This window comes from Arachnia propionica (assembly GCF_037055325.1).
GTDB lineage: Bacteria > Actinomycetota > Actinomycetes > Propionibacteriales > Propionibacteriaceae > Arachnia.
On the sequence record NZ_CP146373.1, the window covers coordinates 1,289,130 to 1,303,335 of the forward strand.

The following is a 14,206-nucleotide window of genomic DNA, read 5'->3' on the forward strand; positions in this document are numbered from 1 at the left end:
AGGCTGTTCAGGCCACCGGATAAGAGACCATCAGGAGCAGAAAGGCGATGGCCCACACGAGGTTGATGATGTTGAGCAACGCCCCGTCGAGGAGGGGTTTGCCCGGGTAGGGCAGGCGCGTGAGCGCGAACCACGGCAGGGCCTGGACGGGGGGCGTCAGGAGCAGGGACCACCACGGGAACGCGGTGGTTCCTGCACCAATGGCGATGCACACCAGGATCCAGCCCAACGCGGTCACCCCAATGGCAGGGACCCACGCGGCCATGAGGAACCGGTAGAGCCTGCGCGCATGTTCCGAGACCGCCCCATCCGGCTCCGCACCATCCCCGGCTGCGTTGTAGGCGATGTAGGCGCGCTCGGAGGCCAGGGCCACGGGATAAAAAGATGCGTGGGCGAGGGGTGAGAGACAGAATCCGATTCCCAGGAGCGCCACTCCCGTCACGCCGACACCTGAACCACGCAGCAGCACCCAGTGGGCGTACAGGCCTGCGAGCATGAGCGGTGCCGAGTAGTTCGCCACCAGCGCACCCCACCTCAGGCGAGGTTCGTCAATGCGCGTGTAAAAGGCGTAAGCGTCGTTGCCCATGAGGTCGATGAACTCACCGTATGTGTTCCGGTCGGGTGTGCGGAAACCAACGATGAGGGCATCCCCAACGATCCAGCACAGGGCGCTGATCAAAAAAGCGATAATGGACCAGGTCACCAGCATGTGCACTACTTCCTTGTCACGGGTGACGAAGTAGACTACACGATACCTTGGTCCTGCACCGTTGCGATCCCAGCCCAGTCAAGCCGCGGATTCACCGGGAAACGTTCCGAACCATGGTCCAAGATCCCGTCAACGAGAGTGGGATGCTGCGTTTGGGGACGGGGGCCTGCTCGAAACGGCTCGGATTGCTGCTCGGGGTGGTTGATCCAGATGGATCGCCGCCCGGACACATTGCAAGGCAGTCGTGGCCCTACCGACCACCTTCACCTCGTCCAATGCAATCGCGGGTATGACGGGGCGAACCCGCAGCTCGGCGGGGTCGCCCCGGATGGTCCTGTTGCTCAGGCCAGGCCCTTGGACTTCAGCCAGTCGCTTGCAATCACCGAGGCCGACGCCTTCTCGTCGACGGATCGCTTGTTCATGGCAATCAGGTCCTCGGGGGTCAGTTCCTTCGACACGTTGTTCAGGGTTTCCGCGGTCTGGTCGTCCACCTTGCTGGAGACGATTGGCAGCACATTGGAGGACAGGAACAGGTTCTTCGGATCCTCCAGCGCCACCAGGTCGCCCTCGGCTAGCACCGGAGCGGCGGTGTAAATGTCGGCGATCTGCACCTCCCCGTCGCGCAGGGCCTTGACGGTGAGCGGACCACCCGAGTCTTCAGCTGGCTTGATCGTGGCCTCGACACCGTAAGTCTCGCGGAGTCCCTTCGGCCCGTAGGGGCGGGACTCCAGCTCGGAGTTGCCTGCGATCTTCAGGTCCGGCACCGAGGCGAGATCCCCGATCTGTTTCAGCGAATGCTCCTCCGCGAATTCCTTGGTCACCACGTAGGAGTCCTGGTCGGTTGCCGGCGCATGTTCCAGTGCTTTGAGTCCTTCCGGCAAGGCACCGGTCAGCTCCGTATGAACCTGCTCCGGGCTGCGAGCCGTGGTCTCGGGCTTGTAGTACTGCAACAGGTTGCCGCTGTATTCGGGGAAGATGTCGATCTTCCCAGCCTGAAGTTCAGGCATGTAGACCTCTCGCTGCCCGATCTTCAGCTGTCGGTCCACTTTCTTGCCCGACTTCTCCAGGGACTGGGCGTAGATCTCCGCGATGATCTCGTTCGAGTAGTAATCCTGGGAACCGATCACCAGCGTGTCAGAAGAATTCGTGGTGTCGCTTTTTCCTTCGATGTTCGAGGCGCTGCCGCAGCCCACCAGGGCCAGGGCCGCTACCAATCCGAGTGCGGCGAGCTTGGTCGTGGATGTCATCGGGACTCCTTCGCAGAAGCGATACGGGTACTTGGGTCGAGTTTTCGGGTGATCAGACGCTTGACCTGGACCAGCAGCAGGTCCAGGACGAGCGCCAGGACAACGACCAGCAGCGCTCCGCCGATCATCTGTGCGTAGTCGCGGGTCTTGAGACCGGCGAAGAGGAACCGCCCCAGCCCCACGTCGGCGGTGTAGGCGGCGAGCGTCGCCGTGGCGACGACCTGGAGGGTGGTAGATCGCAGCCCCTCGAGAAGCAGCGGAACGGCGGCGGGCAGCTCCACCTGGGTGAGTACCTGCCACGAGGACAGGCCGATGGCGCGGGCCGCGTCCACCGTGACCGGTTCCGCAGAGGTGATCCCCGCGTAGGCACCTGCAAGCATCGGGGGAATAGCCAGCACCAGGAGCGCACAGAAGGGCGCCACCAGCCCCAGACCGGACCACAGACCGACCAGGGTCAGCAGACCGAGAGTCGGCAGAGCGCGTGCCGATGCGGTGATCATGGGGACCACGGCCACCCCGCGCCGCGTGTGGCCAATGGCAACCCCAGCCGGGAGCGCCAGCACACAGGCCAGTGCAACCACGGCGAGGGTGAAGGAGAGGTGTTGCTGCAGTCGTGACAAGATGCCAGCATCACCATCCCAGTTCTCGCCCGTGAACAGCCAGCCGAGGGCTTCGAGGAAGAGATTCATGCCGCCACCTGCTTCTGTTTGCGGAGCCACGGGGTCAGGGCCCTGCCGAGCAGCACGACGAGCAGGTCGAAGATCAGGGCCAGCAGCAGGGTCGCTCCGAGCCCGGTCAGCAAGGATTCGATCAGTTGCCGCTGGAAGCCGTCGGTGAACAGGGTTCCGAGCGATTGCACACCAACCAGCGCGCCAACCGTGACCAGGGACACCGTGGACGCGGCCACCACACGCAACCCAGCGATCAGCACCGGCACCGCAAGCGGCAGCTCCACGTGCCAGAATCGCCGCCATGGATCGACACCGAGGGCGTTCGCAGCCTCCACGACGTCCTCCGGGAGGGATCGGAAGCCCTCCGCGACCTGGGTGACGAGCACCGAGATCCCGTACAGAGTCAGGACGATCACCATGTTGAGCGGGGAACGTACCGGCACTCCCAGGATGACCGGGATCACCACGAGCATCGGCAGGGATGGCACAGCGTACAGAAGCGAGAAGGCGCCGAGTAGAAGTCCTCCGAAGCGCCGGCTTGCAACCGCCAACCGGGCCAACGGCACCGACAGCACAGTGGCCGCGAGGATGGCGCCCAGCGACAGCAGAGCGTGGCCCCCAAAGTAGCCGCCCACCTGTCCCAGGTTGTTGATCAACCAGTTCACGACGACTCCCCATCCGCGGCTCCTCCACCGTCTTCGCGGAGGGTTCCCAGGGGCCGCCCATCGGCGTCCACCACGACCCGGGAGCCGTTGCGTTCAACACTGCGCAACTGACGACGGCTCGCGTCCGCCCCGACGAAGTCGGCGACGAACTCATCGGCCGGCTTGGAAAGCAGTTCCTCCGGGGTGCCGACCTGCGCCAGGACACCGCCGGCACGCAGCACCGCCACCTGATCGCCCAAGAGGAAGGCCTCATCGACGTCGTGGGTGACGAACAGGATGGTGGTTCCCAGGCGCCGCTGAAGGTCACGCAATTCCCGCTGCAGATCGGCACGGACCAGCGGATCAAGGGCACCGAAAGGTTCGTCCATGAGCAGAACCTTAGGATCGTTGGCGAGCGCCCGAGCAACTCCGACGCGCTGCCGCTGCCCACCGGAAAGCTGCGACGGGAACCGCCCGGCCAAGTCATAATCAAGCCCGACCATGTCCATCAGTTCCAGAGCACGTTCGCGCGCTTTAAGTCTGGGAACCCCGTCGAGGATCGGGACCGTGGCTATATTGTCGACAACACGACGGTGCGGGAACAACCCACCGTCCTGTAGGACGTAGCCAATGGAGCGCCGCAACGCCACCGTCGGTTGCACCGCGACATCCTCTCCGGCTAGCAGCACGGCACCCGAGGTGGGGGTCACCATCTTGTTGACCATCCGCATCAGCGTGGTCTTGCCGGATCCGGACGAGCCCAGCAGCACGGTGGTGGAGCGCTCGGCGACATCAAGGGTGATGCCGCCGACCCCGACGGTGCCATCTGGATAGATTTTCTGTACGTTCTCGAACCGGATCATTACCCGACTCCGTTCTCGTTGGTCAGTGCGACGAAGCCGCCGCCGGGCAGCGGCTCATCAAGGCGGGCGCCCTGCATGGCCGGGACGATGTCGGCCCGCTGGCCTGCGCCGGCGGCCACCCGGGTCAGGTTCTGGGTGAGCACTATCAGCTCCTCGGGACGGAAACCGGCGAGCACTGTACGCAGGGTGTCCTCGAAGGTTACGGCTGCGCTCTCCATCCGCACCCGCCCCTTGTCGGTGAGGCTCAGACGACTGGATCGCCGATCCTTGGGGCAGGGGGTCCTGACCACGAGCCCGTCGCCAACCAGCCGGTCAACAAGCCGCGAGGCTGCGCCGACCGTGGTGTGTTGACGCCGGGCGATGTCCTGGACCCGGGACCCACCGTCAGTCGCCGACGCATCAATCTGTTTCAGGACGAGGTAACGCGCCAGGGTGGCGGAGTTCACGGTGCGCCAAAGATCCTTCTCGAGCCGGTTCCACAGCGCCACCTCCGCGTGCAGGAGCGCTTCGAAGAGGGCTCCATGGTCGCCACGGGACACTGCTGCTTCCTTCACCCAAAAAACATTACATGTAACTGAATTACATGGAAAGCATTGAACCTGCCCCAGGACCACTGAAAACTCGAAAACGACGGCGCCGGTTGGGCCGCGGGGACCCAACCGGCGCTTCGGGATACATCCCCCTCAGGACAGCGATCCGTAGGTCGTCTTCGCCTTCTCCAGCGCGGAAACATATCCCGCGCGCTCGTAAGCATCAGCCGGGGCGTTGCTCGGCACGGCCAGCATTCCACGGATCTGGTCCAGGGTGAGCTGTCTGCCGTCGAGCCAGGCTTCGAGGCCGTCGATCAGGCGAGTGGCGTGCTCAATGCCGTGACGCACCAGCGCCGATGTGGTGCAGACCACATCGGCTCCAGCCAGCAGGTACTTCACCACGTCCTCGGGCTGGTCCACCCCGGACGAGGCCGCAAGCGAGGCCTCGACGTGGTCGTGCAGCACAGCAATCCAGGTGCGCGGCAAGCGGGCATCCACAGGCGAACTCAGCGTCACCCCGCTGACTACTTCCATCCGCTCCAGGTCGATGTCGGGTTGCAGGAACCGGTTGAACAACACCAAGCCATCAGCCCCGGCCCGGTCCAGCTGCTGGCACATCGCGCCGACCGACGAGAAATATGGACTGAGCTTCACTGTTACCGGGATACTCACCTCTGACTTCACTGCCTGGAGGATGTCGAGGTGACGTTGCTCCACATCGTTACCTCCCAGGGTGAGGTCACCCGAGACGTAGTAGATGTTGAGTTCCAGGGCCGCCGCTCCCGCGTCCTGCAGGCTACGAGCCGAATGCACCCATCCTCCATGGGAGGCGCCGTTGAGGGATGCAATCAGTGGCACGTCGATGGCGGAGGCTCCCCGCTCAACGAGCCGCAGGTATTTCGTGACGGCATCAGCCTCGGCCCGCGGCACCTCCGGGAAGAAGCTGGTGGCCTCCGGAGTGAGATCGGCGAACTGTTCCTCCAGCTCCACCAACCGCTCCGCCTCACGGAACAGCTGTTCCTCGAACAGGGAGAACATGGTCACGGCCCCGACTCCCGCATCCGCCAATGCCTTGATGTCATCAACGCTCTGGCTCAGCGGTCCGGCCGAGGCGACGACAGGATTGCGCAGCTCCAATCCAAGGTAGCCACTTGTCAGCTCTGCCATGCTTCCTCCTTGCGCGGGTCAGCGGCGAACTTCTCCGCGCCGCGGAGCGCCAGCTCCTCGTACTCGGCCCAGCGCCGGTCCACCTGCGCCTGGGCGATGTCGATGAGACGATCGGCCTCCTCAGGATCGGCGGCGTGCAGCACCTTGTACCGCAACTCGGCATTCTGGTATTCGCGCAGCTTCAGGCGTGGCCGGGGGCTATCGAGCAGGAACGGATTGCCGCCGCTCTCTCGAATCACGGGGTTGTAGCGCATCAGCGGCCAGTGCCCGGAGTTGACGGCCCGATACTGCTGATCCAGTCCCTTGCGAATGTCGATCCCGTGGGCGATGCAGTGGCTGTAGGCGATGATCAGGCTCGGCCCCTCGTAGGCCTCCGCCTCTCGGAATGCCTTCAGGGTCTGTTGTGGGTCTGCTCCCATCGCCACTCGCGCCACGTACACCGACCCGTAGGCCATCGCCTGCATGGCCATGTCCTTCTTGTTGGTGTGCTTGCCCGCGGACGCGAACTTCGCGACGGCCCCCAGCGGAGTGGATTTGGACGCCTGACCGCCTGTATTGGAGTACACCTCGGTGTCCAGCACCAGCACATTGACGTTACGCCCCGAGGCCAACACGTGATCGACACCTGAGGAACCGATGTCGTAGGCCCAGCCATCGCCACCGACGATCCACACGGAGCGCCGCAGCAGGTGGTCACAGACGCTCTTGAGGTCTTCGATCCTCGGACCTTCCAGCTCCGCCAATCGTGCTTTGAGACGGTCGACACGGGCCGCCTGCCGAGCCAGGCCCGATTCCATGCGCTGTTTCGCTGCCAGCAGCGAGTCGATCAGTTCGTCGTCATCGATCTCAGAGCGCAGTTCCTCCAGGAGGCGGCGCGCCATGTCGTGATGCAGGTCGGCGGCCAGGCGGAGTCCGAGCCCGAACTCGGCGTTGTCTTCGAACAACGAGTTCGACCACGCCGGCCCACGTCCCTGAGCGTTTTTTGCCCACGGGGTGGTGGGCAGGTTGCCGCCGTAGATCGACGAGCAGCCGGTGGCATTGGCGACGGTGACGCGGTCCCCGAACAGCTGGGTCAGCAATTTCAGGTATGGGGTTTCACCACATCCGGCGCAGGCCCCGGAGAATTCGAACAATGGCTCCAGGAACTGGGTGCCACGAACGGTACCGAAGTCCACGTTGCGGCGGTCGTTGAGCGGGATGGTCTCGAAGAACTTAACCGCTTCCTTCTCCTTGTCACGTTCCAGCACCGGCTCCAGGTTGATGGCGCGCCGGTTCGGCTGCCCTGCGGGCTTCACAGGACAGGCTTCGACACACAGTCCACAGCCTGTGCAGTCCTCGGCGTAGACCTGCAGCGTGTAGCTGGTGTCAGGCAGTCCCGCGGCGTCGATCGGTTGACTGAGGAAACCTTCCGGGGCGCCCGCCACGACCTCGGAGGGATAGTACTTGGCGCGCAGCACGGCGTGCGGGCACACGAAAGAACAGTTCCCGCACTGGATGCAGGCCTCGTTGTCCCACACCGCGATGATCTCGCTGATGTTGCGTTTCTCATAGCGGGTGGTCCCGGACGGGTAGGAACCGTCAGCGGGCAACGCCGAGACCGGCAGCTCGTCACCACGACCGGCCAGCATCGTCGCGGTAACCTCCCGCACGAATGGCGGAGCGTCCGACGGGACGGGTGGGATCAGCTCCCGCTGCCCCGTCGCACTGGCCGGCACCTGTACCTCGTGCAGGTGGGCCAGGGAAGCGTCAACCGCCTCGTGGTTCTTCTGCACGATGGCCATCGACTTGCGGGCGTAGGTCTTGGTGATGGCGGCCTTGACCTTCTCGATGGCTTCCTCGCGCGGCATGACACCGGAGATCGCGAAGAAACAGGTCTGCAGCACCGTGTTGGTGCGCGACCCAAGGCCCGCGGCCCGCGCAACCGTGGAGGCGTCGATGACATAGAGGGAGATTCCCAACTCGACGATCTTGTCCTGCATCGGGCGCGGCAGCTGCTCCCACACCTGATCCGCCGGGTAGGGCGAGTTGATCAACAGCGTCGCGCCGGGCTGGGCGAACTCCAACACATCCACCCGTTCCAAGATCGACCAGTGATGACAGCCGATGAAGTTCGAGCGGGTCACCAGGTACGGCGCCTGGATTGGGTTGGGGCCGAAACGCAGGTGTGAGACGGTGCGTGAACCCGACTTCTTGGAGTCGTAGACGAAGTAGCCCTGGGCGTAGGTTCCAGGATCGGAGCCGATGATCTTGATGGTGTTCTTGTTGGCACCGACGGTGCCATCCGATCCCAGCCCGTAGAACACCGCGCGGTGGGTCTGTGGGTCGAGAAGCTGGAAGTCGGGGTCGACCTCGAGGGACAGGTGGGTGATGTCATCGTTGATGCCCACCGTGAAACGCGACCGGGGCCGGTCCTTCGCCAGCTCGTCGTAGACAGCCTTGGCCATGGCGGGGGTGAACTCCTTGCTGGAAAGACCATAGCGACCGCCGACCAGCACCGGCATGACATCCCGGTCCCCGCGAGCCACGGATTCCCCGACCGCGGAGGAAACGTCGAGGAACAACGGTTCGCCTCCCGAACCGGGTTCCTTGGTGCGGTCCAGGACCGCGATCTTCCGCACCGTGGTGGGCAGTGCGTCCAGGAGGTGTTCCTTCGGGAAAGGCCGGTAGAGCCGCACGAACAGGACACCCACCTTCTCCCCCGACTCGTTGAGGTGCCTGACCACGGGGATCATCGTCTCGATGCCCGAACCCATGATCACCACCACCCGGTCGGCCTCGGGGTGACCGTGGTACTCCACCAGGGAGTACTGGCGACCCGAGATCTCCGCGAATCGTTCCAGCGCCTCGGTGAGGATCCCGGGCACGGCGTCGTAGTAACAGTTCGCGGTCTCGCGGGACTGGAAGTAGGTGTCCGGGTTCTGCGCGGTACCGCGAATGAAGGGATTCTCCGGGCTCAGCGCTCGAGCACGGTGCTCGCGAATCAGGTCGGCGGGAACCAGGTCGCGCAGCTGGTCGTCGGTGAGCTTGACGAGGGTGTTGAGTTCGTGACTGGTGCGGAAACCGTCGAAGAAATGCACGAACGGCAGCCGGGCACGCAGGGTCGCCAGATGCGCCACGGCCGCCATGTCGTGGGCCTCCTGCACCGATGCGGAACTGAGCATGCAGCAACCCGTCTGACGCACAGCCATCACGTCCTGGTGGTCACCGAAAATCGACAGCCCCTGCGCAGCCAGGGACCGCGCCGCGACGTGGAAGACCGTGGAGGTCAGCTCCCCGGCAATCCGGTACATGTTGGGGATCATCAGCAGCAGGCCCTGCGAGGCGGTGAAGGTGGTGGACAGGGCCCCGCCTTGAAGGGCGCCGTGCATGGCGCCGGCCGCTCCGCCCTCGGACTGCATCTCGACGACGGTGGGGACCGTACCGAAGACATTCTTACGCCCGTGGGAGGACCACTCATCGGCCAGTTCGGCCATGGTGGAGCTGGGGGTGATCGGGTAGATGGAGCAGAGTTCGCTCAGCCGGTAGGCGACGTCTGCCGCGGCCTCGTTGCCGTCGATGATGGTGCGCTGGTTCATCACTGGCCCTCCGGAATCATCTCGATGGCATGCACGGGACACTGCTCGTAACAGGTGGCGCAGCCGGTGCAGCGTTCGTAGTCGAAGCGGTACCGGTTGCCGGGGCCGAGTTTGATGACGGCATCCTCGGGGCAGGCACCGTAGCAGCCGTCGCACTCGAAGCAGTTGCCGCAGGACAGGCAGCGACGGGCCTCGAACTCGGCCTCCTTCGGGCTAAGGCCCGCGACGATCTCGCCGAAGTCGGACACGCGTGTCTCGGGAGCCTGTTCAGGCTGGATCCTCCGGGTGTGACCGCCGAAGTACCACAGGTTCATCTGGTCGAGATGGACGAGCGGGTGCTTCGGATCGCGGGGGGTGGCATCGAGGTTCAGCCACTTGTCGATGCAGCGAGCGGCCTTCTTGCCGTGCCCGACACCGACGGTGACGGTGCGTTCACTCGGAACCATGTCGCCTCCCGCGAAGATTCCGGGAACATTCGTCATGAGGGTCTCGGGATCGACCTGCACCACGTCCTGATCGAAAATCATGCCGGGAATGCTGTGGAGGAAACCGGTGTCGGCCTCCTGTCCGACGGCCAGGATCACCGTGTCGGCGGCGAGTTTCTCGAACCGCCCAGTGCCGTGCGGCTTGCCGTCCTCGTCGAGTTCCATGACCTCGACGGTCAGGTCCTCCTCCCCCATCTCGGTGATGGTCCGCAGCCAGTTCATCCTCACCCCCTCCTGCTCTGCACTCTCGCGCTCCTCAGTGTGGGCGGGCATCTGCTCAACGGTGCGGCGATAGACAATCACTGACTCCTCGGCACCCAGCCGACGAGCCACGCGGGCCGCATCCATGGCAGTGTTGCCGCCGCCGTAGACCGCTACCCGGCGTCCGATGACCGGCCTCTCGCCCTTGGCGACATCACGCAGGAAGCTGACGGCGTCGACCATCTTGGTGGCGTCGGCAGAGGGAATGTCCACGCGCTTGGACAAATGCGCTCCAATGGCCACGAACACCGCGTCGAAACGTCCCGCAACCTGTGTGGCGAGCAGGTCGGTGACCGGGGCGTTGTTACGGATCACCACCCCCATGTCGGTGATGCGTGCCACCTCGGCGTCCAGAACGTCACGGGGCAGCCGGTACTCAGGGATCCCGTAGCGCATCATGCCGCCGGGGGCGTCGGCGGAATCGTGGATCTCCACCTCGTGGCCGAGGCGTCGCAGGTGGTAAGCGGCTGACAACCCGGAGGGCCCAGCACCGATGATCAACACTCGCCGCCCTGAGTCACGGCGCGGCGCCTCGAAACGCCAGCCACGTTCCAGCGCCAAGTCACCCAGATAGCGCTCAACGGAATGAATGGAGACGGCCGAATCAAGATCCTTGCGGTTGCAGGCCGTCTCGCAGGGGTGGTAACAAACGCGACCGTGAATGGCCGGGAAGGGGTTATCTGCGGTGAGCTGCCGCCAGGCCGCCTCATGTTCCCCCGCTTTTATCAGACGTAACCACTCCTGGATGTTCTCCCCCGCCGGGCATCCGGCGTTGCAGGGGGGCAGCATGTCCAGGTAAATGGGTCTCCTCGATCGCACCGGGGCGACCCGTCCTGTGGTTGTCAGCAAATTGGGTAGACCAGTCACATCATCGCGCTCGGTCATGGTGTCCCTCCGTCGCTACGACTATTCCCGTCAATCGTAGGACGTCCGAGGGACACCATGCCTCGTAAATTCGCGAGGAAAACTGCGCCTATTGAGGAAAGGGGGTTCTCAGCCCCGTCAGTTGGTGGAGCTCGTCTGTGCTTCTTCCTTGACTTTCTCCGGGTCAAGTTCCTTGAGCTGCTTGACGAGGTCGTCGAGCTGGGTCCCGTTCAGCAGGCCACTCTGCCGGAACACCAGGACTCCGGAGCGGAAAGCCATGATGGTGGGGATGGACTGGATGTCGAGAGCAAAGGCCAGGTCCTGCTCGGCTTCGGTGTCCACCTTGCCGAAAACGGTCCCGTCGTGGCGCCCGGAGGCCTCCTCGAAGATCGGACCGAAACGGCGACACGGACCGCACCATGAGGCCCAAAAGTCGACGAGAACGACATCATTTCCCTCGATGGTGGAGCGGAAGTTCTCCTTGGTCAGGTTTGTGGTTGCCATGTTTCCTCATTTCGGATTTCGTTGTTCATTTCAATCAACGACTGCTCCGCCCGGCTTATTCCCCAGGCAACATGACTACTCAGCGGGCTGCGACGAAGAGCAGTTCCGCAACCGCCTCGTCCACGGTGACCGCGTCGTCACCGACGCAGAATCTGAGGTCGATGCCCACGCGACGCACCACGAACTCCACTCCCGGTCGGAGCCCCAGCGCCGCGAGGGCCGAGAGTACCTCCGCGTCGGCCTGCAGGTTCTCGCTCATCCGTTCCATGGTGACGGTTATCTCGCCGCGGTTTGGAACCACCTCCGACAACGGCACGACCCCTTCTCTGAAGGGCACGTGTTCGTGATCCAGCCCGAGTTCTTTGAGTCCCGGAATGGGATTGCCGTAGGGGGAACGGGTTGGTGCGTGGAGGATCCTGAGCAGCCGGCGCTCGACGTCATCCGAGATGACGTGCTCCCAGCGGCAGGCCTCGTCGTGCACCTTCTCCCATTCGAGACCGATCACATCGATCAGCAGGCGCTCCGCCAGCCGGTGTTTGCGCATCACGTCGCGCGCCAGCCGGGCGCCCTTCGGAGTGAGTTTGATCGTGCGGTCTGCCTTGACGGAGAGCAGACCATCGCGTTCCATGCGCGCCACGGTCTGGGATACCGTGGGTCCGGCCTGGTGAAGACGCTCAGCGATCCGGGCCCGCAGCGGAGGCACCCCCTCCTCCAAGAGTTCGTATACAGTACGCAGGTACATCTCCGTGGTGTCGATCAGCTCACTCATACCTCACACGCCTCCTTGAAAGCAATGGTAACGATGTGTGACGACACCGGGACCCGCAATCGCTACACACCGCGAATATCCCAACACACGGACTGGAAGGTTGTATTCCATGGCGCGCATTCCCGATGAAAAACCCCTCATGGGTCGCATCGTGAGGCTCGATCCCACTCAGGAGTCGGACCGGGACGATCTGATCGATGCGCTCGACGATCCGCGGGTGTTCGCTCTCGGGTACGCAGGTGGCGCCACGGACCGGGTGGCTGCGATCGAGAACCTGATCGCCGGTGCGGGCGGGAATCGTGTCATGTACACCATCCGGTTGGTCGGCGACACCCGGTTTGGCCCGGTGGGTGAGGTGGTCGGAACCACGTCCCTGGGTGATCTCGAGCCTCGGGCCCAGCGCGCCCACGCGGGCTGGACGGCGTACCGTCCCGCGCTGTGGGGCACGGGAGTGAACGCGGAGGTGAAGCTCCTGTTGCTGGGACACGCCTTCGAGGACTGCGGTTTCGAGCGAGTGAAGCTCCAAACCGACTCCATCAACCAGCGTTCCCGGGACGCGATTGCCCGCTTGGGAGCCGTGCAGGAAGGGGTGCTGCGGCACCACCAGCCCCGCGCGGACGGCTCATGGCGCGACACCGTGGTTTTCTCGATTCTCTCGGCCGAGTGGCCGGCGGTACGGGCCGGTCTGGAGTCGAGGGTACGGGCCACCCTCACCTCCCTGACTGCTCAGGAGTCCTAGCGCTTGCAGGTCGGCTCGCCCAGCTTTGGCGTCTCTCAACGAATGCGTTCTCCCCGCCGCCAGACCTGTTGCAGTTCTCCTGCATCATCAACGACGCAGATGTCGGCACGTTTGCCGACTTCCAGGGTTCCGACTTCCTCCAGCCCGTGCCAGCGGGCCGGGGTGGTGGCTGCAATCCGGGCGGCCTCGGGGATGCTCAATCCCACCTGACCGACGACGAAACCGAATGCCTTTGCCATGGTCAAGGTGGAGCCCGCAATGGAACCGGGGGTGCCGTCAACGGTAACCAGCCGGGCGGTTCCGTCTCGGACCTCCACTTCGAGCTCTCCCAACAGGTAGCGCCCGTCGCCCTGACCGGTGGCGCTTATGGCATCGGTGACCAGGCAGATGCGGTCGGTCCCGGCGGCTTCGATAGCCATCCGTGCAACCACAGGCCGGTGGTGGATACCGTCACAGATCAGTTCACACATCACGCGGTCGTCGGTCAGCAGCACGGGCACGGGACCGGGCTCACGATGGTGGATGGAACGCATCGCGGAGAACAGGTGGGTTACGACGCAGACTCCCCAGCCGATGGACTCGACCGCGACGTGCTCGTCGGCGTCGGAGTGCCCGAAGGCCACCGTGACACCTGCCCGCGTGAATCGCCGGGTAGCGGCTTCTCCTCCGTCGCGTTCAACGGCCAAGGTGATCATGCGTAGCGCTGGCCCGCCCGCCGATATGAGCCGTTCGACGAGCTCCGGTTCGGGGTTGCGCAGCAGACCGGGATCGTGCGCGCCTCTCCGGGCCTCGGACAGGAAAGGCCCCTCGAGGTGGATTCCGTCGAGTTCGCCGGATTCGACGAGCCCGCGCAACACCCGGCACTGGGCCTCCAACTTCTCGATGGGTTCGGTGACGGTGGAGGCGAACAAAGTGGTGGTTCCCTGGGAGCGGTGATACTCGATGGCACGCAGGTTGGCGGCGGGATCCGGATCACCGAAGCTGACACCGATCGCACCGTGGCAATGGGTGTCGACGAAACCCGGTACCGCCCAGAAATCACCGGTTCCCCCACCCGATGTAATGGCCACCACCCGACCATCAGCGATCTCGATGATCGCTTCCTCGATCGTTCCCCCGGGCGTCACCGCCCTGCCGACCCGCAGCTTCGTCATGCCACCATCCAAGCACCGGTTCTC

At 64.3% G+C, this 14,206-nt stretch carries 13 protein-coding genes; 1 reads left to right on the forward strand and 12 read right to left on the reverse strand.

Going from position 1 to position 14,206, the window contains the following annotated elements:
* Positions 1–7 precede the first annotated feature (7 nt).
* The 11 genes from V7R84_RS05970 to V7R84_RS06020 all read right to left on the reverse strand — a co-directional run bounded on the left by V7R84_RS05970 (position 8) and on the right by V7R84_RS06020 (position 12,289).
* Positions 8–709 carry a DUF6796 family protein gene (locus V7R84_RS05970; RefSeq protein ID WP_338573084.1) on the reverse strand — a complete coding sequence of 234 codons (702 nt, stop codon included), beginning with the start codon at positions 707–709 and terminating at the stop codon, positions 8–10.
* 341 nt (positions 710–1,050) lie between these two features.
* Entirely contained in the window at positions 1,051–1,956 is a 906-nt protein-coding gene (locus V7R84_RS05975) for an ABC transporter substrate-binding protein (protein WP_338573087.1), read from the reverse strand.
* Entirely contained in the window at positions 1,953–2,645 is a 693-nt protein-coding gene (locus V7R84_RS05980) for an ABC transporter permease (protein ID WP_338573089.1), read from the reverse strand. Before V7R84_RS05980 ends, V7R84_RS05975 begins: the two co-directional genes overlap by 4 nt.
* Complete coding sequence (locus V7R84_RS05985) at positions 2,642–3,292, reverse strand: ABC transporter permease (RefSeq protein WP_338573091.1); 651 nt, start codon at positions 3,290–3,292, stop codon at positions 2,642–2,644. The genes V7R84_RS05980 and V7R84_RS05985 overlap by 4 nt, the downstream gene beginning before the upstream one ends.
* Positions 3,289–4,134, reverse strand: a complete 846-nt coding sequence (locus tag V7R84_RS05990; protein ID WP_338573094.1) for an ABC transporter ATP-binding protein — start codon at positions 4,132–4,134, stop codon at positions 3,289–3,291. Before V7R84_RS05990 ends, V7R84_RS05985 begins: the two co-directional genes overlap by 4 nt.
* The gene (locus tag V7R84_RS05995; protein ID WP_338573096.1) at positions 4,134–4,688 is read right to left on the reverse strand and encodes a MarR family transcriptional regulator; all 555 of its coding nucleotides are present in this window, start codon (positions 4,686–4,688) and stop codon (positions 4,134–4,136) included. Before V7R84_RS05995 ends, V7R84_RS05990 begins: the two co-directional genes overlap by 1 nt.
* A 129-nt stretch (positions 4,689–4,817) precedes the next feature.
* On the reverse strand, positions 4,818–5,831 hold the full coding sequence (locus tag V7R84_RS06000; protein ID WP_338573098.1) for a dihydroorotate dehydrogenase-like protein: 1,014 nt from the start codon (positions 5,829–5,831) through the stop codon (positions 4,818–4,820).
* The gene (gene nifJ, locus V7R84_RS06005; protein WP_338573101.1) at positions 5,819–9,406 is read right to left on the reverse strand and encodes a pyruvate:ferredoxin (flavodoxin) oxidoreductase; all 3,588 of its coding nucleotides are present in this window, start codon (positions 9,404–9,406) and stop codon (positions 5,819–5,821) included. The genes V7R84_RS06000 and nifJ overlap by 13 nt, the downstream gene beginning before the upstream one ends.
* Positions 9,406–11,037 (reverse strand): NAD(P)-binding protein, encoded by a 1,632-nt coding sequence (locus V7R84_RS06010; RefSeq protein ID WP_338573104.1) that lies wholly within the window; start codon positions 11,035–11,037, stop codon positions 9,406–9,408. The genes nifJ and V7R84_RS06010 overlap by 1 nt, the downstream gene beginning before the upstream one ends.
* 117 nt (positions 11,038–11,154) lie before the next feature.
* Positions 11,155–11,520 (reverse strand): thioredoxin, encoded by a 366-nt coding sequence (gene trxA / locus V7R84_RS06015; RefSeq protein WP_338573106.1) that lies wholly within the window; start codon positions 11,518–11,520, stop codon positions 11,155–11,157.
* A gap of 79 nt (positions 11,521–11,599) precedes the next feature.
* Positions 11,600–12,289, reverse strand: coding sequence for a metal-dependent transcriptional regulator (locus V7R84_RS06020; RefSeq protein WP_338573107.1), 690 nt, complete (start codon positions 12,287–12,289; stop codon positions 11,600–11,602).
* A gap of 109 nt (positions 12,290–12,398) precedes the next feature.
* Here V7R84_RS06020 and V7R84_RS06025 point away from each other — a divergent pair, with 109 nt between their 5' ends.
* Positions 12,399–13,028, forward strand: a complete 630-nt coding sequence (locus V7R84_RS06025) for a GNAT family protein (protein ID WP_338573109.1) — start codon at positions 12,399–12,401, stop codon at positions 13,026–13,028.
* A gap of 35 nt (positions 13,029–13,063) precedes the next feature.
* On the opposite strand, the gene nagA is transcribed toward V7R84_RS06025, so the two are convergent.
* Positions 13,064–14,182, reverse strand: a complete 1,119-nt coding sequence (gene nagA, locus V7R84_RS06030; RefSeq protein WP_338573111.1) for an N-acetylglucosamine-6-phosphate deacetylase — start codon at positions 14,180–14,182, stop codon at positions 13,064–13,066.
* Between the last annotated feature and the right edge of the window lie 24 nt (positions 14,183–14,206).